The organism is Mesorhizobium sp. YC-39 (assembly GCF_025753795.1).
Lineage (GTDB): Bacteria > Pseudomonadota > Alphaproteobacteria > Rhizobiales > Rhizobiaceae > Mesorhizobium.
This window is the reverse complement of sequence record NZ_JAOWPS010000002.1, coordinates 1,409,204-1,427,978: the sequence shown is the minus strand read 5'-3', so window position 1 is coordinate 1,427,978 and position 18,775 is coordinate 1,409,204. Positions and strand designations below refer to the sequence as shown.

Here is an 18,775-nt window from a genome sequence, read left to right as displayed (position 1 = left end):
TCAGGCGCGAGTGGAAATAGGTTCGGGCCGTAGCAGTCCGGATTCTCGTACCTGCCGAACCCCGAGCCGCCATGCGGATCGGGGTTTCATTCTACCACGCCTTCGTCATCCTAGGGCGGAGCGACGCGAAGCGGAGCGCAGACCTGGGATCCATGCCGTGACATCAGCCGAAGAATGCAGTGGCGCAGAATCGCGCACCATTCGCGGCGATAGCTCTAAGTGGCGTCATGATGACGATCGGCAGGAAAAGAATTTCTGCACCGTAGCAACGCTCGAAAGTTTCGGCATGGATCCCGGGGTCTCCGCAACGTCGCTTCGCTCCTGCTCCGCCCTGGGATGACGAAGCCGAGGAGGTTTTCCTACTCCATCAGATTTTGCTTAACTGCTTGTTTGGTCTTCCGCTTTAAGGTCTTCCCTCACGTAAGGCGAGGGGAAGTCATAGTCCTTTGGACACCGGTCTGCTGATAGCGTTGCTCAACCCGACGATCGCGCTGGCGCTGGGCGCGTCGTTTCTCGTTCTATGGCTCTATCAACGCCACCGGCCCTATCTGGCCGCGCTTGCTGCGGCCTACTCGCTGTCGGCCGCCGGCTTCCTGTTCCAGTATTTCACGCTGCCCTTCGGCCTGATGCCGTCCAAGCTCACCTCCAATCTATGTTTCACCTTTGCCTCCTGCTGCATGTGCAGCGCGGTGGTGGCGCGCTATGGGCGGCGTGTACCCTTTGTGGGGATCGGCGTTCTGGCGGGCGGCGGGCTCGCCGCTCTCTGCTGGTTCATGTTCGTCCAGCCCGATCTCACCTGGCGCATCCTGGTGATCAATTTCGCGTTCGGCGGCCTCAGCCTGCTCGTTGCCGCCGAGCTGCGCGTGGTGCGCAACGACGGTCCGACGGAAATGATCCTGTTCGTGCTGTCGCTGCTTTCCGGGCTCAACTTCTTCGTGCGCACCTTGATCGTCATCATCGCGCACGGGCCGTTCGAAAACTATGCCGAGCTCTATACCTCGTCCTACTGGACGACGGCGCTTTTGTCGCATGCGCTGCTGTCGCTGCTGATAGCGCTTTGCCTGATCTGCGCGGCCGGGCTCGACGTGATGAAGGCGCTGAAAACCGAGACCCACACCGATCCGCTGTCGGGCCTGCTCAACCGCCGCGGTTTCGAGGAGCGCGCGACGCTTGTCCTTCAGGATTGCATCACGGCCAAGTTGCCTATCGCGCTGGTGCTTGCCGACCTCGATCATTTCAAGGCGCTCAACGATTTGTACGGGCATGCGGCGGGCGATCGCGTGATCGCCGACTTCGCCGCCAAGTTTCGGTCGGCCGCCGGCGCGCGCGGCGTTGCCGGCCGTATCGGCGGCGAGGAGTTCGCGGTGCTGCTGCCACTGAGCGACCTTGCCGCGGCACGGCTGTTCGCCGAAGCCGTGCGCACGCTGCACTCGGCGGGCAGCGTTGACGGGCTTCCTTCCGGCACCAGGGTGACCGCGAGCTTCGGCGTCGCGGCCCGCACCAACCACGAAGGGCTCGAGTTGTTGATGCGCCGCGCCGACGAGGCGCTCTACGAAGCCAAAAGAAGTGGCCGCGACAGTGTGCGCCTGTCCCAGGAGCGACCGGAAATGGTCGTCGTTCCGGCGGCGCTCAAGGCCGGCTGATCGCCCACGCCTGTCGTGCAGGGAGTGCAAAAAGACTACATGGGCGGCGCAAACTTCATCCTTGCAATCAACCTGTTCGTCGCGGGCTTGCTGGCCGCTGCCTTCATGACGATCACGCTCTACGATGTGGGGCGGGCGTCGGCGCGCTGGCTGGCTTTCGGCTATCTGCTGGGGATGGCCTACTATGCCATCGAATTCGCCATTCCGGCTTTCGACAATGCGCGGCCCGCGGTCGTCGCGGCCTTTGCCGTTTTCCTTGGCGCCACCATCGCCTTCAATGGCGGGCTCGCGCATAAATACCAGGTGGCGCCGCCCTGGACGCCGATGCTCGTCTTCTTGGCCGCGGCCACCGTCGCCGTGTATGCCGTGCAGGACCTGCCGCGTCAGTCGCTTGCGCGCATGATGGCCTACCAGCTTCCCTATGCCGCCATGCAATTCGTCGGCCTCGGCATCGTCTGGTCGTCCAGGCAAAGACGCGACCGGCTCGACCAGGTGCTGATGGCCGTTCTGGGCGCCAGCGCCCTGCAATTCGTCTCAAAGCCGTTTATCGCCGCCGCACTTGGCGGCTGGGGCGCCAATCCGCAGGCCTATCTGCAGAGCAATTACGCCCTGGTGTCGCAATCGCTCGGCACCGTCTTCGCCTTGGCGATCGCGCTTCTCATCCTGGTCATCATGGTCCGTGATGTGCTGGCCGAGGTGATGTCGCGATCGGAGATCGACACGCTATCAAGGCTGCTCAACCGGGGCGGTTTCGAGCGCCATGCCGAGCGCGCGATGCGTGAGGCCGAGCGCAAAGGTGTTCCGGTCACGCTGGTCATCGCCGATCTCGATCATTTCAAAAACATCAACGACAATTTCGGCCACGCCGCCGGCGATCGCGTCATCGAAGCCTTTGCCGGTTTGCTGCGCGAGGCGGCCGCCGACCATCACGTTGCCGGCCGCCTCGGCGGCGAGGAATTCGCCATCATCCTGCCGGGAACCAACCTGGCCGTCGCCCGGTTGTTCGCCGAAGGCACGCGCAATGCTTTCGGCACGCTGCCGGTCGAAGGGCTGCCGCAGGATCATCGCTGCACGGCGAGCTTCGGTGTTGCCGAACTCCAGCCGGGCGAAGGTTTCGCCGGGCTGACACAGCGCGCCGATGAAGCGCTCTATCAGGCCAAGCGCGGCGGACGCGATCGCGTGCGGATCTCGCTCGGCCCGGCCAGGCCGGCGGTCGCCAGCGCCGGATAGGGCACAGCGCCTTTTAGCGGCAGGGGCTGAGTTCGGGCATCTCGCCGTCGGAAAGGCCGTACATGTAGCTGCGGCCCTTCACGAAAACCGGTGGCCTGTAGCAATCGCGGCTGGAGACGTCGTCGGATTCGTTCTCATAGATCACGCTGGGCTGGCCGGCGCCGGTGTAGTCCGACAATTCCTTGGCCAGCTTGCCCTCGCCGACGAGGATGCGCTTGTAGCCGGCGGCGCTCTCGATGACGAGATTGCCGAAAGAATCGGCATAGACGCGGTCGCGATGGCCTCCCGCGAGCGCTGGCATGGCTAAGCCGGTGGCCAACGCCACCAGGACGAGTGCCGGAAGACGCGATTTGCCTGAATTCGAACGCATGGCGTGCTCCAACTTTGGTTGGACCATGGTCTTTTCCGAAAACCGGTTTCCACTTTTCGGGATCATGGTCCGTTCGAATCAGAAATTAACCTTTTCTTAACCTTTGTTAAGAGGGCAACCGCGCTTGACCCAAGGTCTCGGCAAACATGGTTAATATCCGACGGCTCGAACGGCTGCGGCCATCATTCGGCCATGCTTGCCCGCACCATCGCGGCCGGTGCCAAAGGCGGCTGAAAGCGTGTCGCCGGGCGACCTTGAACTGGTATGGCGGCTGTTTTGCTGCCCGAGGAGGACAGCGTATGGCGTTATACCGGACGGTTCGGATGACGCTTGTTTTGTGCCCATTGCTGATCACCGCGGCCTGCGTCCCGCAGACCAATGCGCCGAAAGCCGGAAATGCGGCCGCGGCTGCCGCCACCGATCTGACGCCGCAGCCGCGCACCGCGACCTACAATTGCGCCGATGGCGGCAAGATGACCATCCAGAATCTCGGCTCGTCGCTGCGTGTGGTCGGGCCGGATGGCATCCCCGAGGAGTTTGCGGCGTCGCCCGCCAACCAGAGCAGCCGCTACCAAGAACCGGCGACGCATGACGCAGTCGTGATCGATGGACGCGAAGCGCTGGTGATGAAGAGAGGGTCGACACCGCAGACGTGCACAAGATAATCGCAGTTTTCCGCACTGCAGCGAACATTGCGCCGGCTTGGGGTCGCGCCCTAATCGATTGAAGCAAAGACCATCCCTTTTGTCAGACTAAATTACGTTTTCGAAACGATTTTCTGGCTTTGACGCGGTGCAAAAAGAGCATTAGAAACCGGCTGTCCGAAGTCGCAACCGGAAGCGGCGATGCCGCATTTCCACCTGGGGCTCCAGAGACGTCGAACTGGGGGAGCCATGAGCAAATCACCAGCCACCCGCGCATCTGCCAGACGTGAACGGCCGCTTTCGCCGCATCTGACCGTCTACCGGCCGCCGATCACCATGACGATGTCGATCATCCATCGCATCACCGGTGGAGCGCTCTATTTCGGCACGCTGCTGGTTGCCGTGTGGCTGATGGCAGCGGCCAGTTCACAAGGCACCTTCGACTGGGTCAACTGGGCTTTCGGCTCGTGGCTGGGACGGCTGGTGCTGTTCGGCTACACCTGGGCGCTGATGCACCACATGCTGGGCGGCGTGCGCCACCTGGTCTGGGACACTGGTGCCGGTCTCGAAAAACACACGGCCTCCAGGATTGCCTGGGCGACACTCGCCGGCTCGATTGTGCTGACGCTGCTGATCTGGATCGCCGGCTACATGGCGCGGGGGGCCTGATATGAGCGGCACCAACACCGACATGCGCACGCCGCTGGCCAAGGTCCGCGGCCTCGGCTCCGCCCGCGAGGGCACCGGACATTTCTGGCGCCAGCGGCTGACGGCGATCGCCAATATCCCGCTGATCCTGTTCTTCATCGGCTTCCTGATTGCGCTTAACGGCCATGGCTACATGGAAGTGCGCGCTGCACTCGCCAATCCATTCGTGGCGCTGGTCCTGGCGCTGGTGCTCATCTCCGGCCTCTACCATATGCGGCTCGGCATGCAGGTGATCATCGAGGACTATGTGCATGGCGAAGGCATCAAGCTGGCGTTGATCGCGCTCAACACATTTTTTACCATAGCGGTCGGCGTTGCCTCGCTCTTCGCCCTGCTCAAACTGGCATTCGGAGGCTGATTTGGCCAAGGACGCGAAATCAGCCAACATGGCAGGCTATACCTATGTCGACCACAAATTCGACGTGGTGGTCGTCGGCGCCGGCGGCGCCGGCCTGCGCGCCACGCTCGGCATGGCCGAACAAGGTCTGCGCACCGCCTGCATCACCAAAGTGTTCCCGACGCGCTCGCATACCGTTGCGGCGCAGGGCGGCATCGCCGCCTCGCTCGCCAATATGGGTCCCGACAACTGGCAATGGCATCTGTTCGACACGGTCAAGGGTTCGGATTGGCTCGGCGACATCGATGCCCAGGAATACATGGTCCAGCAGGCACCCGCTGCCGTCTACGAGCTCGAACATTACGGGGTGCCGTTCTCGCGCACCGAGGAGGGCAAGATCTACCAGCGGCCGTTCGGCGGCATGATGATGAACTTCGGCGAGGGACCGCCGGTGCAGCGCACCTGCGCGGCCGCCGACCGCACCGGCCATGCCATGCTGCACACGCTCTACGGCCAGTCGCTGAAGAACAACGCCCAGTTCTTCATCGAGTATTTCGCGCTCGACCTGATCATGGAGCCGGACGGCACCTGCACCGGCGTCGTTGCCTGGAACCTTGACGACGGCACCATCCACCGCTTTTCGGCGAAGATGGTGGTGCTGGCAACCGGCGGCTACGGCCGCGCCTATTTCTCAGCGACCTCGGCGCACACTTGTACCGGCGACGGCGGCGGCATGGCCGCACGTGCCGGTCTGCCATTGCAGGACATGGAGTTCGTGCAGTTCCATCCGACCGGCATCTACGGTGCCGGCTGTCTGATCACCGAGGGCGCGCGCGGCGAGGGCGGCTATCTCGTCAATTCCGAGGGCGAGCGGTTCATGGAGCGCTACGCGCCGTCGGCCAAGGACCTTGCCTCGCGCGACGTGGTCTCGCGCTGCATGACGCTGGAGATCCGCGAGGGCCGCGGCGTCGGTCCCAAGAAGGACCATATTTTCCTGCATCTCGACCATCTTGATCCGGCCGTGCTGCACGAAAGGCTGCCGGGCATTTCGGAATCGGCGAAGATCTTTGCCGGTGTCGACCTGACCAAGGAGCCGATCCCGGTGCTGCCGACGGTCCATTACAATATGGGCGGCGTGCCGACCAATTACTGGGGCGAGGTGCTCAATCCGACGGCGGAAAACCCCGACCGGGTATCGCCCGGGCTGATGGCGGTCGGCGAGGCCGGCTGTGCCTCCGTGCACGGCGCCAACCGGCTGGGCTCGAATTCGCTGATCGATCTCGTGGTGTTCGGCCGTGCGGCCGCGATCCGCGCCGGCCAGGTGATCGACCGCACCTCGGCGATCCCGTCGCCCAACGAAGCCTCGGTCGAAAAGATCATGGATCGCTTCGACCGGCTGCGCCACGCCAACGGCTCGACGCCGACGGCGGTGCTGCGGGAAAAGATGCAGAAGGCGATGCAGGAGGACGCAGCGGTGTTCCGCACGCAGGACTCGCTGGACAATGGCTGCGAGCGTATTTCGCAGATCTGGGGCGAGCTCAGGGACATCAAAGTGTTCGACCGCTCGATGATCTGGAACTCCGACCTGGTCGAGACGCTGGAGCTGGAGAACCTGATGGCCAACGCCATCACCACGGTCCATGGCGCGGCGGCGCGCAAGGAGAGCCGCGGCGCGCATGCGCGGGAAGATTTTCCGGGCCGCGACGACGCGGTCTGGCGCAAGCACACTCTGGCCCATGTCAACGAGACCGGCAAGGTGACGCTGAACTACCGGCCGGTGCACACCGAACTGTTGCTCAAGGAAGCGGACGGCGGCATCAACCCGGCCAAGATCGCGCCCAAGGCCAGGGTGTATTGACCATGGCGTTGGCGGCCACGGGATATTCCGGCACGCCTCTTCCGGCCAAGCTCGGCCTGAGGGACGGGATGACTGCCGCCTTCATCGGTCTGCCGGCGGAACTCGGCGATCTCACTGATGCCGTTAATTTCGCCCATGTCGACAGGCTGTCGGACTGGTCGAAGATTTCCGGCGCTGCCCTGAAATACGATGCCGTCCATGCCTTCACCCGGCAGCGCGCCGAGATCGAGGATCGCCTGAGCGATGTCGAGATGGCCATCAAGCGCGACGGCATGGTCTGGGTATCCTGGCCGAAGAAGGCATCGAAGGTTGAGACTGACGTCACTGAGGACGTGATCCGCGCCGAGGCGCTGAAACTCGACCTGGTCGACGTCAAGGTCGCCGCCGTGAACGATATATGGTCCGGGCTGAAGCTCGTCATCCGAAAGGACCTGAGGTAATGGTCGAACTGACGCTCCCCAAGAACTCGCAGATCAAGCAGGGCAAGACCTGGCCAAAGCCGGAAGGCGCCACCAACCTCAGGGAATATCGCATCTACCGCTGGTCGCCGGACGATGACGACAACCCGCGCATCGACACCTATTTTGTCGACATGGATGATTGTGGGCCGATGGTGCTCGACGCGCTGCTCTGGATCAAGAACAAGATCGACCCGACGCTGACGCTGCGCCGCTCCTGCCGCGAAGGTATTTGCGGCTCCTGCGCCATGAACATTGACGGCTCCAACACGCTGGCCTGCACCAAGGGTTGCGATGACATTTCCGGTGCCGTAAAAGTCTATCCGCTGCCGCATATGCAAGTGGTCAAGGATCTGGTGCCCGACCTCACCAATTTCTATGCCCAGCATGCCTCGATCGAGCCATGGCTGAAGACGGTGTCGCCGCAGCCGGCCAAGGAATGGCTGCAGAGCCATGAGGACCGCGAAAAGCTCGACGGGCTTTACGAGTGCATCCTGTGCGCCTGCTGCTCGACCTCATGCCCGAGCTATTGGTGGAACGGCGATCGCTATCTCGGTCCGGCGACGCTGCTGCAGGCCTATCGCTGGCTGATCGACTCCCGGGACGAGGCCAAGGGTGAGCGGCTCGACAATCTCGAGGACCCGTTCCGGCTCTATCGCTGCCATACCATCATGAACTGCGCCCAGACCTGCCCCAAGGGGCTCAATCCGGCCAAGGCGATCGCCGAGATCAAGAAGATGATGGTGGAGAGAAGGGTTTAGTCTCTGGCGGGTTCGCTCGCGGCAGCCTCGTCCGCTGCGATCCTTCGTGCCCCCTCTGTCCGGCAGGACGGGCGGTGCTGTCCCTTCCAGCCTCAGAAGGATACCATCCAATGACCGACACCGAATTGCCCGTTCTCTCACCCGCCGAAGCGCGTGTGCTCGGTTGCCTGATCGAGAAGAAGGAACTGACGCCCGACATCTATCCGCTGACGCTCAATGCCGCACACGCCGCCGCCAACCAGAAGACGGCGCGCGAGCCGGTGATGGCACTGGAGCTCGGCGAGATCGCCAGGGCATTCGGCCAGCTCGAGCAGAAAGGTCTGGTCAGGCGCGCCTTCGCTTCGCGCGTCGAGCGCTATGAGCACACTGTCGCGCAGCACTTTTCGCTGACCTCGTCGCAAATCGCGGTGATCGGCCTGTTGCTGTTGCGTGGCGCGCAAACGGCGCATGAATTGCTGGCGCGAGCCGAGCGCATGGCGCGGTTCTCCTCCATCGAGGCGCTTCGCGGCGATCTCGACCTTTTGATTGGCCGCAGACCGCCGCTGATTCAGTTGCTCGATCGGGCGCCGGGCCAGCGCGAGGAGCGTTATGTGCATCTGCTGAGCGGCGCACCGCAGATCGCAGCGGCTGCGATGCCGGTGCGATCGTCTACGCCGGCCCCGGATTTGGAAACGCGCGTGCAGGCTCTTGAGGACGAGATCGTGCAGCTGCGGGCACGCATCGACACTCTGACCGGCGAAGGTCGCCTGAACGATTGACCGGTAACGAAAACGCCGGCTGCAAAGCCGGCGTTTTCCAACACAAGGTCGTTTCGCTCAGCCGAGCTTGGCGTCGAGCGAGACATTTATGGCGCCGAGCGCCTTCGACACCGGGCAGCCGGCCTTGGCCTTCTCGGCCAATTCCTGGAATTTTGCCGCATCGATGCCCGGCACCTTGCCGACCACCGTGAGCGCGCTGCCGGTGATCCCGGTGCCGGGGACCAGCGTCACCACTGCCTTGGCGTCGAGTTGGTCGGCAGGCGTGCCGTTCTCGGCCAGGAAGTGGGAGAACTGCATGGCAAAGCAGCCGGCATGCGCGGCGGCGATCAGCTCCTCCGGATTGGTGCCAGATTTGCCGCTTTCGTCCTCGAAGCGTGCCTTGAACGAATAGGGCGTTCCCTTCAGGGTCCCGCTCTGGGTGTCGAGCGTGCCCTTGCCCTCCTTCAGATTGCCTTTCCAGACGGCGTTTGCGGTGCGGTCCATGAAGTCCTCCTTGATTGTCGTGGTCGCGCCGGCCGGGCGGCGGCGTTCTCTGCGACTATAGCGCGGGCGAGCGGGAAGACCACCGCGCTGTTCGAGTGGAAAGCGCAATGTCGACGGCGGCGAAAATTTTTCTGAAAAATGCACGTGCAAAAATGTCGACTTCCATCGGTCTCGACCGTCCTGCGGGCGGTCACGGATTTCGTGGCCGGATGGAGGTTCACATGGACAATTTGTTTTTCGCATTGTGGAAGAGGCCAGGCCGCAAGGCCGCGCGGCAGGACGATTTTTGGCTGCATCCGCCGCCTTCCGGTTTCGGCAGGCTTCTGGCGGCGGTCGCCATCATCGGGGTCGCTGCATGCGTTCTCGATCACGCGGCGGCCGTCAACGGTGCCGCTGACACCGTGGCAGCGGCATCTTATGGTTCCTCAGAACAAGGGAGATAGACATGCAATATGTTTGCCTGGTCTACGGCGAAGAGAAAGATCTTCACGCCATGACCCCGAACAGGTTGGCAAAGCTCGACGCCGATTCGCTGGCCTATGACAGGTCACTGGACCAGCAAGGCAAGCTGATTATCGCGCAGGCGCTGCAATCGGTGACGTCATCAAAGACCGTGCGGCGGCGCAAGGGCAAGCGGCTGGTCACCGACGGTCCTTTCGCCGAGACCAAGGAGCAGTTGCTCGGCTTCGTCATGATAGAGGCCGAGAACCTCGACGAGGCGCTGGCGATCGCCGGCGAGATACCACTGGCCGAAATCGGCACCATCGAGGTCAGGGCGATCTACAACGTGCCTGGTTCCTAGACAGCCACCGCCCTGAAGAGAGGCCCCGGATTCTTCGCTGGGCGCAACTTTTGCGTGTTGATGCGAAACACCACTTCTCCTATCCTCGCCGAGGCTTGGGGGAATTCGGCATGCCTTTCCTAATTGCTGTACTTGGCCTGTTGGGCGCGGCGGCCTTCTGGTGGTATCGGATGAAGGCCATGAACGAGGCGGCGCGTGAGGTCGCGGACGTCGTCGGGCGTGTGCAAGGGAATATTCGGCGCAACAAGCTGCGCAAGCAGGCGGCGCTTTCGCCGCTGACGGCGATCGATGATCCGGTGGTTGCCGCCGCGACGCTGATCACCGCCATCGTTTCCGAAAACGGTCCGATGCTGCCGGGGCGAGAAGCGGTCATTCGTTCGGTGATTTCGGAGATCGCCAACGACAAGAAAAAGATGGACGAGGCGGTGGTCTACGCCAAATGGGCGGCATCACAGATCGACGACACCACGATCGTCATCGATAAGCTGGCGCCGTTCCTGCGCGAACGGCTCGATATCAACGAAAGAAACGATCTGCTGCAGATGCTGAACCGCGTAGCCCAGACCGGCGAGCAGCGCCTGCAGATATCCGACCAGCGCATGCTGCGGCTGCGGCAGAAGCTGGGCTTCGAGGTCAACTAGGGTGTGCTGATATTCAGGTGATGCCGGCCTGCGAATGGCGGTTTCCTGCGCTTCCGGTGCTCACGTGCTTGAAGTACGCTCCGCTCCGGTTCTCGGACTCCGCCATTCTCGACTCGGCCTGAATCTCAACACACCCTGGCGGATCAGATCGCCTCGCCTTTCAATAGTTTCGGCGTGTCGCCGGACAGGCCGGACGCCTGGCGGATGAAAAAATCTTTCAGGCGCGGCATGCGCTCGACCAGGCCAAGGCCGATGTCGCGGACGGCGCGCAACGGGCCTATGTCGTTGGAAAACAGCCGGTTGAGCACATCGGTGGTGACGCCCATCTGAACCGTGTCGAAGCGCCGCCACTGCTGATAGCGTTCGAGCACGTCGAGGGCGCCGATGTCCTGGCCGAGCCGGTCGGCCTCGACCACCACCTCGGCCAATGCCGCCACGTCCTTGAAGCCGAGATTGAGGCCCTGGCCGGCGATCGGATGGATGCCATGGGCGGCATCGCCGACCAGCGCAATGCGCGGCGCGACGAAGGCGCGGGCAAGCGTCAGGCCGAGCGGCCAGGCACGCGGCTTGTCGGCAAGATGGATCTCGCCGAGCTTCAGGCCGAAACGCAGTTCGAGCTCATGCTCGAAGACGAGGTCGTCGCCATCGACCAGTTTCTGAGCGTCCTCTGTTCGTTCGACCCAGACGATCGACGAGCGGTTGCCGTCCTTGCTGGGCTTCAGCGGCAATGTGGCGAAGGGGCCGGCGGGCAAAAAATGCTCTTCGGCGCGGCCATTGTGCGGGCGTTCATGGGCGACGGTGCAGACGATGCCGGACTGGCCATATTCCCATTTCACCGTCTTGATGCCGGCCATGTCGCGCAGCTTCGAATTGACGCCGTCAGCGGCGACCAGCAGCCGCGCTTTTAGCGTCGCGCCATCGGCAAGATGCACGGTGACACCGGCGCCGCTCAGATCGAAGGCGCTGACGGCAACGCCCTCGATAATGTCGATGCCGAGTTTTTCCGCACTGCCACGCAAGGCGCCGTTCAAGTCCCGGTTGGCAACCATATGCGCGAAGGGTTCGCCGGGCGCGACCTCGCCATCGAAGGTGAGAAACACCGGGCGCACCGGATCTGCTGTGCGCGAATCGGTGACGGTCATCTCGGTGATCGCCTGTGCCTCCGGCGCGATCTCGGCCCAGACGCCGAGCTGGTCGAGCATGCGGCAAGCGGCAGCGGCGATGGCCGAGGCGCGGCCGTCCTTTTGCCAGACGCCGGCTGGTGCCGCGTCGACGACGGCGATGGCGAGGCTTGGCCGCGCCTGTTTCAGCGATACGGCGGCGGCAAGCCCGACATAGCCGGCGCCGGCGACCAGAACATCGAGCGAGGTTTTTGCATTCGCCTTGCGGTCCACCATGGCAAATTCCCTTCCGGCCAAATTCCCTCCGGCCTTGACTGCCCGCCATTCCTGTCGGAAACCGCCATAACACTTCCGCGGCAGGAGCGTGAAACATGACGGCGGCCATGGACGAGCTTCTCGACATTCTCGACCTCGAACAGCTCGAACACAACCTGTACCGTGGTCGCAGTCCCAAACTCGACTGGCAGCGCATTTTCGGCGGCCAGACCATCGCCCAGGCGCTGGTCGCGGCGCAGCGAACGGTCGAGCCCGAACGCCATGTGCATTCGCTGCATGGCTATTTCATGCGGCCCGGCGACACCAAGGTGCCGATCATCTACGAAGTCGACCGCATCCGCGATGGCGGCTCCTTCACCACGCGCCGCGTCGTGGCGATCCAGCACGGCCAGGCGATTTTTTCACTGGAGGCCTCGTTCCAGCAGGATGAGGTCGGCCTCGAGCATCAGGTGCCGATGCCGCTGGACGTGCCGGCGCCCGACACGTTGCTGTCGCAGCGCGAATTGCTCGGCAAATTTGGCGAGGCCGTGCCCGACGGCATCAGGCGCTATTGGGAGCGTGACCGACCGATCGAGATGAAGCCGGTGATGCTGAAGCATTATACAAGCCGGGAAAAGCTGGAGCCGAAGCAGAACATCTGGATCCGCACCACCGGCCCGGTGCCGGCCGATCGCGCCACACAGGCCGCCGTGCTCGCCTACCTCTCCGATATGACGCTGCTCGATACCTCGACCTTCGCCCATGGCCGCGCCATCTTCGACCGCGACATCCAGGCGGCAAGCCTTGACCATGCCATGTGGTTCCACCGCAGCCATCCGCTCGACGACTGGATCCTGTACACGCAGGACAGCCCGTCGACGCAGGGGTCGCGGGGGTTCACACGCGGTTTGCTGTTTGCCCGCGACGGCACGTTGATCGCCTCGGTTGCACAGGAAGGCCTTATCCGGTTGAAGCGCCCGCCTGAGGAATAGGCATTTTCTAAAAATTGCCTATTTTTTAATCAGGCACAGTGCCGCAACTCTGAACAGTCGGCTGTTGGTGGCCGGCTAATCTCTTTGTTTACAACAGGTTAATGGACTGCTTCGGCAATTGGCACGGAGCTTGAATCCTCGTGGGCACTCTCCGGCTCTCACGGGATCGGCGAAGTCGTGCAAACGCGGGGGACCCGCAACAGCAAAGGGTGAAACCTTATGAAAATCGTGATGGCAATCATCAAGCCGTTCAAGCTCGACGAGGTGCGCGAAGCGCTCACCGCAGTCGGCATCCAGGGCCTGACCGTCACCGAAGTCAAAGGCTACGGGCGTCAGAAGGGACACACTGAAATCTATCGCGGGGCGGAATACGCGGTCAGCTTCCTGCCAAAGATCAAGATCGAGGTCGCAGTGGGTGCCGACATGGTCGACAAGGCCGTCGAAGCCATCACCGCCGCGGCCAAGACCGGACAGATCGGCGACGGCAAGATCTTCGTCTTCGGCATCGACCAGGCCGTGCGCATTCGCACCGGCGAAACAGACACCGACGCGCTTTGAGCCGCGCACGTATTCCAATGGAGAGTTCAATGAATATTTCTTCCACCTTGAAGTCAGCGGCGCGCACCGCGCTGCTGGGCGCGGTCACGCTCGGAGCGCTGGGCACGGTTGCCGCTTTCGCACAGGAAGCGGCGCCTGCCGCTGAAGCGGCGGCGCCTGCGGCCCCGGCCTTCACCGTCGACAAGGGCGACACGACGTGGATGATGGTTTCCACCATACTGGTGCTGTTGATGACCATTCCCGGCCTTGCCCTTTTCTACGGCGGCCTGGTTCGCGCCAAGAACATGCTGTCGGTGCTGATGCAGGTCTTCACCATCACCAGCGTGGTCATGATCGTCTGGGTTTTCTACGGCTACAGCCTTGCCTTCACCCCCGGCAATGCCTTCGTCGGTGGCCTTTCCAAGATGTTTCTTGCCGGCGTCGACGTGACGACGCTGTCGGAAACCTTCACCAAGGGCGTCGCCATTCCTGAACTGGTGTTCGTCCTTTTCCAGATGACCTTCGCCTGCATCACGCCTGCCCTGATCGTCGGTGCCTTCGCCGAACGCATCAAGTTCTCCGCCGTGATCCTTTTCACCATCCTCTGGGTCACGTTCATCTACTTCCCGATCGCGCACATGGTCTGGTTCTGGGGTGGCCCGAGCGCTTATAGCGACCCGTCCGGGCTCATCTTCAGCTTCGGCGCCATCGACTTCGCTGGCGGCACGGTGGTCCACATCAATGCGGGCATTGCCGGCCTTGTCGGCGCGCTGATGATCGGCAAGCGCATCGGCTACCAGAAGGACGTCATGGCGCCGCACTCGATGACGCTGACCATGGTCGGCGCTTCACTGCTGTGGGTCGGCTGGTTCGGCTTCAACGCCGGTTCGAATCTCGAGGCGAACGCCTATGCGGTGCTGGCCATGGTCAACACCTTCGTCGCTACTGCGGCGGCGGCAGTGACCTGGATCGTGCTTGAAACGCTGCTGCGCGGCAAAGCGTCCATGCTTGGCGCCGTTTCGGGCGCTGTTACCGGCCTCGTTGCCGTCACCCCCGCCGCCGGCTTTGCCGGACCGATGGGCGCCATCGTGCTCGGCATCGTCGCCACCTGCGTCTGCTACTTCTTCGTCTCGGTGGTGAAGAACAAGTTCGGCTACGACGACAGCCTCGACGTCTTCGGTATCCACTGCATCGGCGGCATCATCGGCGCGCTCGGCACCGGCATCCTGGTCAATCCCGCGCTCGGTGGCGCCGGCATCGTCGATTATTCGACAGCCGACTTCGCCGCCGGCTATGCCGGCACGGCCACCCAGTTGTGGTCGCAGTTCAAGGGTGTCCTGGTAACCCTCCTCTGGTCGGGCATCGGCAGCGCCATCCTCTACAAGATCGTCGACTTGATCGTAGGCCTGCGCCCAACCGCCGATGCAGAGCGCGAAGGACTCGATCTCACCTCGCACGGCGAAGCGGCTTACCACCCGTAAGCTTTTGTCGGGGGCGGCCTCGGCCCCCCCGCATCCTCCCATCCCGTCGTGACGCTCCCGAAAGGGGCTCACGCCTTGAGGCCCGGACATGTCCGGGCCTCTTTTTTTTGCGCGCCGATGACGGGTGCTGCCCGGATCACAATCGCTTGATCAGGCGCCCGATCGGCCGAAGGCCATGAAACATCGGCGCTGCCGGCCCCGAACTGGTGTGGCGATCGTCGTCTGGACGCTCGTGAAAACCAGGGAAGGAACCATTCCATGAACATAGGAAACATCTGCCTCAAGTCTGCCTGCCTCGGGGCACTTGCTCTTGCCATGGTCAGCGGCACGGCCTTTGCCGGCGCGCTCGACGAGCCGGACAATATGGCGCCGTTCTTCGCCGATTCCGGCATGAAAACCATGAAGCCGATGGCGGAGTTCAAGTCCGCTTTCATGGCGATGCCGATGGAAAAACAGGAAGCGATGAAGAAGGAATGCAATGATGCGGCGATGAGCAAACCGCACGCCGAATTCTGCGCCAATGTGCAGGCGCTCGGTGGCGCCAACTAGTTTTCGCGCCCAGGCTGAAGCCTGATCATTTCTGCGTTTGCCAATGGCGAGGGCGTCGGCTCACAAACGTCTCAAGCGATCGTGATTCCGCGCCATCTGCGCTTGCTGGTAGAACCCATCCCGATCCACCCCCCCGGATCGATCTGAGGGCGAAATCCCACTTTTGCCTGTTCAAGATAAGGCCTCGCTGGCTCGGCCCGCGAGGCTTTCTTGTTTGTATGCACGCACCTCGTCCAGCCGTGCCGCGACGTGCCGCTCAACCGCCGGTGATGAGCAATAGCGCTCTCAACCTCTTATAGTTAATGCGGCCTTAACCTTCCCGCCGATAGTCTGGTGTCCGAATCTGCCGGAGTGCGTCATGCGCTCGGGCCGGACAATGACAGACGGGGAAGAGCATGCGTTCAGGGGCTTCAGCACCGCTCGCGCTGGCCGATACGGGGCAGGGCATCCGGGCGTTCGCGCGGCGTCAGGTCGGCCGGCTGGTCGGCGCCGGCCTGTTTGCGCTGGTCGCCTTTGGCGTCGCCAGTCTCGCCACCTGGAACGTCGCCGATCCGAGCTTCTCCCACGCCACCGGCAACATCGTCACCAACGCCATGGGCTATGCCGGCGCTGTCTTCTCCGACCTTGCCATGCAATTCTTCGGTCTCGCCGCCGTCGCGGCCCTGGTGCCGGCGGTGATCTGGGGATTTCTGCTGTTCTCGGCGCGCGGCGTCGACAGGTTGCCGAAGCGCGGGCTCGCCTGGTTCGGCTTTGCATTGCTTGCCGCCGCGATCGCCGGCTGCGTGGTGCCGCCCAAGACCTGGCCGCTGCCGACCGGCCTCGGCGGCGTGTTCGGCGACATGGTGCTCAATATCCCGGGCCTCGTCATCGGCGGCTATCCGACCGGCCTCATCGCCAGCGTGCTCGCCGTGCTTCTGGCCGCGCCGTCGCTGTGGCTGTTTGCCTATGGCTCGGCGCTGATTGCGCGCAAGAACGGCTTTGCGGTCATGGAAGAGGAGCCGGCCGCGCCCGATGCGCGCGAGGACGAGTTGCTATTCGACGATGACGACGACGAAGGCGACGAAGGCATATTGGCGCTTGGCGCGATCACCCATTGGTGGCTGTCGTTTCGTGGCTATCTTCGTCGCCGCGCCGCACGGCGGCGTGAGCATGACGATTTCGAACCCGAGATGGAACCGCGTCCCAGCGCCTGGCGGCGCGCCGCCGAGCGGGTCGAATCGGCAGAGTTCGCCGAGGCGCGGATGAGCCCGGATGGCCGCGCCCGCGTCGAACCGGAATTCTTCGCCGCGATGGTCAACGACCGCAATGCCTCGCTCGACCCAGACGATGCCGATGTCTTCGACGATGATGACGACATGGACTTTGCGCCCGAACCCATGGGCCAGCGTCGCGCCGCGCCCAATGCGAAAGTGCAGAACTTCCGCTCCGATGCGGCGACCCGCGTCGAAGCGCCGGCGCCGCGTCCGGTTCCGGGCGCCCGTGTCCAGCGCGAGGCACAGACCTCGCTGATCGGCTCCGAGACATTCGAAATGCCGTCGCTGCATTTCCTGTCCGAGCCGAAGAATGTGGTGCGCGACGCCAGCCTGTCCAAGGATGCGCTGGAACAAAATGCCCGCCTGCTCGAAGGCGTGCTGGAGGATTTCGGCGTCAAGGGCGAGATCATTGCCGTGCGCCCAGGTCCGGTGGTTACGCTCTACGAGCTCGAGCCGGCGCCAGGCATCAAATCGTCGCGGGTCATCGGCCTGTCCGACGACATTGCCCGCTCGATGAGCGCGATCGCCTGCCGCGTCGCCGTGGTGCCCGGCCGCAACGCCATCGGCATCGAACTGCCGAACGCCAAGCGCGAGACCGTCTATCTCAGGGAGATCATGGCCAGCCGCGATTTCGAGACGACCAAGGCCAAGCTGGCGCTTGCGCTCGGCAAGACCATCAATGGCGAGGCGGTCATCGTCGATATCGCCAAGATGCCGCATGTGCTGGTCGCCGGCACCACCGGCTCGGGCAAATCGGTCGCCATCAACACCATGATCCTGTCGCTGCTCTACCGGCTGACGCCGCAGGACTGCCGGCTGATCATGATCGATCCGAAAATGCTGGAACTTTCGGTCTATGATGGCATCCCGCATCTTTTGACGCCCGTCGTCACCGATCCGAAGAAGGCCGTGGTGGCGCTGAAATGGACGGTGCGCGAGATGGAGGATCGCTACCGCAAGATGTCGAAGGTCGGCGTGCGCAATATCGATGGCTTCAACGTTCGCGTCAGCCAAGCCGACAAGAAAGGCGAGAAGATCTCGCGCACCGTGCAGACCGGCTTCGACCGCCAGACCGGCGAGGCGATCTACGAAACGGAAAACCTCGATCTCGAGCCGATGCCCTATATCGTCGTCATCATCGACGAGATGGCCGACCTGATGATGGTCGCCGGCAAGGACATCGAAGGCGCGGTGCAGCGCCTGGCGCAAATGGCGCGCGCCGCCGGCATCCATGTGATCATGGCGACGCAGCGCCCTTCCGTCGACGTCATCACCGGCACGATCAAGGCCAATTTCCCGACCCGCATCTCCTTCCAGGTGACGTCGAAGATCGACAGCCGCACCATCCTCGGCGAGCAGGGCGCCGAACAGCTGCTCGGCATGGGCGACATGCTCTATATGGCCGGCGGCGGCCGCATCCAGCGCGTGCATGGTCCCTTCGTGTCCGATGACGAGGTCGAGAGGATCGTCGCGCATCTGAAGCTGCAAGGCGTGCCGGAATATCTCGACGCCATCACCGAGGACGACGAGGAGGACGATGACGAGCCGTCGGGCAAAGGCGGATCCGGTGGCGGTGGCGGCGGCAATTTCGAGGATTCCGACGATCCCTACGACCAGGCGGTCGCGGTGGTGCTGCGCGACGGCAAGGCCTCGACCAGCTACATCCAGCGCCGGCTCGGCATCGGCTACAACCGTGCCGCCTCGATCATCGAGAAGATGGAGAAGGAAGGCATTGTCGGCCCGGCCAACCATGCCGGAAAGCGCGAGATTCTGGTACCGACGGAGGACGACAAGTTCTGATTGGCCGGGGCGGTGCGATGGACCCTGGCCGGCAACCTTTGGACCTTCTGGCGCGTTCTAGCGACCGAGCTCTGTTCGATCCGCCAAACTTAAG

20 protein-coding genes are annotated in these 18,775 nt (G+C 63.2%); 17 read left to right on the top strand and 3 right to left on the bottom strand.

Going from position 1 to position 18,775, the window contains the following annotated elements:
- The first annotated feature begins 446 nt into the window (after window positions 1–446).
- Window positions 447–1,643, top strand: coding sequence for a GGDEF domain-containing protein (locus OHD62_RS16430; RefSeq protein ID WP_263783824.1), 1,197 nt, complete (start codon window positions 447–449; stop codon window positions 1,641–1,643).
- Between the two features lie 39 nt (window positions 1,644–1,682).
- Entirely contained in the window at window positions 1,683–2,873 is a 1,191-nt protein-coding gene (locus OHD62_RS16425) for a sensor domain-containing diguanylate cyclase (RefSeq protein ID WP_263783823.1), read from the top strand.
- 13 nt (window positions 2,874–2,886) lie between these two features.
- Here the strand turns inward: OHD62_RS16425 and OHD62_RS16420 are convergent, their stop codons facing one another.
- Window positions 2,887–3,243 carry a hypothetical protein gene (locus OHD62_RS16420; protein ID WP_263783822.1) on the bottom strand — a complete coding sequence of 119 codons (357 nt, stop codon included), beginning with the start codon at window positions 3,241–3,243 and terminating at the stop codon, window positions 2,887–2,889.
- Window positions 3,244–3,542: 299 nt separating this feature from the next.
- Between OHD62_RS16420 and OHD62_RS16415 the strand changes: the two genes are divergently transcribed.
- From OHD62_RS16415 to OHD62_RS16385, 7 genes are all read left to right on the top strand, one after another.
- Window positions 3,543–3,908, top strand: a complete 366-nt coding sequence (locus OHD62_RS16415; RefSeq protein WP_263783821.1) for a hypothetical protein — start codon at window positions 3,543–3,545, stop codon at window positions 3,906–3,908.
- A 228-nt stretch (window positions 3,909–4,136) separates the two neighbouring features.
- Window positions 4,137–4,556: a succinate dehydrogenase, cytochrome b556 subunit gene (gene sdhC / locus OHD62_RS16410; RefSeq protein WP_263783820.1), complete on the top strand. Its 420-nt coding sequence runs from the start codon at window positions 4,137–4,139 to the stop codon at window positions 4,554–4,556.
- Window position 4,557: 1 nt separating this feature from the next.
- Window positions 4,558–4,953, top strand: a complete 396-nt coding sequence (gene sdhD, locus OHD62_RS16405; RefSeq protein ID WP_263783819.1) for a succinate dehydrogenase, hydrophobic membrane anchor protein — start codon at window positions 4,558–4,560, stop codon at window positions 4,951–4,953.
- Window position 4,954: 1 nt separating this feature from the next.
- On the top strand, window positions 4,955–6,790 hold the full coding sequence (sdhA, locus tag OHD62_RS16400) for a succinate dehydrogenase flavoprotein subunit (RefSeq protein ID WP_263783818.1): 1,836 nt from the start codon (window positions 4,955–4,957) through the stop codon (window positions 6,788–6,790).
- 2 nt (window positions 6,791–6,792) lie between these two features.
- Window positions 6,793–7,230, top strand: a complete 438-nt coding sequence (locus OHD62_RS16395) for a DUF3052 family protein (protein ID WP_263783817.1) — start codon at window positions 6,793–6,795, stop codon at window positions 7,228–7,230.
- On the top strand, window positions 7,230–8,009 hold the full coding sequence (locus OHD62_RS16390; RefSeq protein WP_263783816.1) for a succinate dehydrogenase iron-sulfur subunit: 780 nt from the start codon (window positions 7,230–7,232) through the stop codon (window positions 8,007–8,009). Before OHD62_RS16395 ends, OHD62_RS16390 begins: the two co-directional genes overlap by 1 nt.
- Before the next feature lie 110 nt (window positions 8,010–8,119).
- Entirely contained in the window at window positions 8,120–8,767 is a 648-nt protein-coding gene (locus OHD62_RS16385) for a YceH family protein (RefSeq protein WP_263783815.1), read from the top strand.
- 57 nt (window positions 8,768–8,824) lie between these two features.
- Here OHD62_RS16385 and OHD62_RS16380 read toward each other — a convergent pair whose 3' ends face one another.
- Window positions 8,825–9,250 carry an OsmC family protein gene (locus OHD62_RS16380; RefSeq protein WP_263783813.1) on the bottom strand — a complete coding sequence of 142 codons (426 nt, stop codon included), beginning with the start codon at window positions 9,248–9,250 and terminating at the stop codon, window positions 8,825–8,827.
- Window positions 9,251–9,357: 107 nt separating this feature from the next.
- Between OHD62_RS16380 and OHD62_RS16375 the strand changes: the two genes are divergently transcribed.
- From OHD62_RS16375 to OHD62_RS16365, 3 genes are all read left to right on the top strand, one after another.
- The gene (locus OHD62_RS16375) at window positions 9,358–9,693 is read left to right on the top strand and encodes a hypothetical protein (protein ID WP_263783812.1); all 336 of its coding nucleotides are present in this window, start codon (window positions 9,358–9,360) and stop codon (window positions 9,691–9,693) included.
- Window positions 9,694–9,695: 2 nt separating this feature from the next.
- On the top strand, window positions 9,696–10,052 hold the full coding sequence (locus OHD62_RS16370; protein WP_263783811.1) for a YciI family protein: 357 nt from the start codon (window positions 9,696–9,698) through the stop codon (window positions 10,050–10,052).
- Window positions 10,053–10,162: 110 nt separating this feature from the next.
- Window positions 10,163–10,693: a hypothetical protein gene (locus tag OHD62_RS16365; RefSeq protein WP_263783810.1), complete on the top strand. Its 531-nt coding sequence runs from the start codon at window positions 10,163–10,165 to the stop codon at window positions 10,691–10,693.
- A 143-nt stretch (window positions 10,694–10,836) separates the two neighbouring features.
- Here OHD62_RS16365 and OHD62_RS16360 read toward each other — a convergent pair whose 3' ends face one another.
- Window positions 10,837–12,090, bottom strand: a complete 1,254-nt coding sequence (locus OHD62_RS16360) for a ubiquinone biosynthesis hydroxylase (protein WP_263783809.1) — start codon at window positions 12,088–12,090, stop codon at window positions 10,837–10,839.
- Between the two features lie 95 nt (window positions 12,091–12,185).
- On the opposite strand from OHD62_RS16360, the gene tesB reads away from it, so the two are divergent.
- The 5 genes from tesB to OHD62_RS16335 all read left to right on the top strand — a co-directional run bounded on the left by tesB (window position 12,186) and on the right by OHD62_RS16335 (window position 18,681).
- Complete coding sequence (gene tesB, locus OHD62_RS16355; protein ID WP_263783808.1) at window positions 12,186–13,061, top strand: acyl-CoA thioesterase II; 876 nt, start codon at window positions 12,186–12,188, stop codon at window positions 13,059–13,061.
- Window positions 13,062–13,280: 219 nt separating this feature from the next.
- Entirely contained in the window at window positions 13,281–13,619 is a 339-nt protein-coding gene (locus tag OHD62_RS16350) for a P-II family nitrogen regulator (RefSeq protein ID WP_006327120.1), read from the top strand.
- 29 nt (window positions 13,620–13,648) lie between these two features.
- Window positions 13,649–15,079, top strand: coding sequence for an ammonium transporter (locus tag OHD62_RS16345; protein WP_263783805.1), 1,431 nt, complete (start codon window positions 13,649–13,651; stop codon window positions 15,077–15,079).
- Window positions 15,080–15,337: 258 nt separating this feature from the next.
- The gene (locus tag OHD62_RS16340) at window positions 15,338–15,628 is read left to right on the top strand and encodes a hypothetical protein (RefSeq protein WP_263783804.1); all 291 of its coding nucleotides are present in this window, start codon (window positions 15,338–15,340) and stop codon (window positions 15,626–15,628) included.
- A 395-nt stretch (window positions 15,629–16,023) separates the two neighbouring features.
- Complete coding sequence (locus OHD62_RS16335; RefSeq protein ID WP_263783803.1) at window positions 16,024–18,681, top strand: FtsK/SpoIIIE family DNA translocase; 2,658 nt, start codon at window positions 16,024–16,026, stop codon at window positions 18,679–18,681.
- Window positions 18,682–18,775 lie beyond the last annotated feature (94 nt).

Excerpts from the sequence above, each read along its gene's own strand:
- OHD62_RS16425 (WP_263783823.1), top strand. The coding sequence starts at position 1,683 with ATGGGCGGCGCAAACTTCATCCTTGCAATCAACCTGTTCGTCGCGGGC.
- OHD62_RS16420 (WP_263783822.1), bottom strand. The coding sequence starts at position 3,243 with ATGCGTTCGAATTCAGGCAAATCGCGTCTTCCGGCACTCGTCCTGGTG.
- OHD62_RS16415 (WP_263783821.1), top strand. The coding sequence starts at position 3,543 with ATGGCGTTATACCGGACGGTTCGGATGACGCTTGTTTTGTGCCCATTG.
- sdhC (WP_263783820.1), top strand. The coding sequence starts at position 4,137 with ATGAGCAAATCACCAGCCACCCGCGCATCTGCCAGACGTGAACGGCCG.
- sdhD (WP_263783819.1), top strand. The coding sequence starts at position 4,558 with ATGAGCGGCACCAACACCGACATGCGCACGCCGCTGGCCAAGGTCCGC.
- OHD62_RS16395 (WP_263783817.1), top strand. The coding sequence starts at position 6,793 with ATGGCGTTGGCGGCCACGGGATATTCCGGCACGCCTCTTCCGGCCAAG.
- OHD62_RS16390 (WP_263783816.1), top strand. The coding sequence starts at position 7,230 with ATGGTCGAACTGACGCTCCCCAAGAACTCGCAGATCAAGCAGGGCAAG.
- OHD62_RS16385 (WP_263783815.1), top strand. The coding sequence starts at position 8,120 with ATGACCGACACCGAATTGCCCGTTCTCTCACCCGCCGAAGCGCGTGTG.
- OHD62_RS16380 (WP_263783813.1), bottom strand. The coding sequence starts at position 9,250 with ATGGACCGCACCGCAAACGCCGTCTGGAAAGGCAATCTGAAGGAGGGC.
- OHD62_RS16375 (WP_263783812.1), top strand. The coding sequence starts at position 9,358 with ATGTCGACGGCGGCGAAAATTTTTCTGAAAAATGCACGTGCAAAAATG.
- OHD62_RS16370 (WP_263783811.1), top strand. The coding sequence starts at position 9,696 with ATGCAATATGTTTGCCTGGTCTACGGCGAAGAGAAAGATCTTCACGCC.
- OHD62_RS16365 (WP_263783810.1), top strand. The coding sequence starts at position 10,163 with ATGCCTTTCCTAATTGCTGTACTTGGCCTGTTGGGCGCGGCGGCCTTC.
- OHD62_RS16360 (WP_263783809.1), bottom strand. The coding sequence starts at position 12,090 with ATGGTGGACCGCAAGGCGAATGCAAAAACCTCGCTCGATGTTCTGGTC.
- tesB (WP_263783808.1), top strand. The coding sequence starts at position 12,186 with ATGACGGCGGCCATGGACGAGCTTCTCGACATTCTCGACCTCGAACAG.
- OHD62_RS16350 (WP_006327120.1), top strand. The coding sequence starts at position 13,281 with ATGAAAATCGTGATGGCAATCATCAAGCCGTTCAAGCTCGACGAGGTG.
- OHD62_RS16345 (WP_263783805.1), top strand. The coding sequence starts at position 13,649 with ATGAATATTTCTTCCACCTTGAAGTCAGCGGCGCGCACCGCGCTGCTG.
- OHD62_RS16340 (WP_263783804.1), top strand. The coding sequence starts at position 15,338 with ATGAACATAGGAAACATCTGCCTCAAGTCTGCCTGCCTCGGGGCACTT.
- OHD62_RS16335 (WP_263783803.1), top strand. The coding sequence starts at position 16,024 with ATGCGTTCAGGGGCTTCAGCACCGCTCGCGCTGGCCGATACGGGGCAG.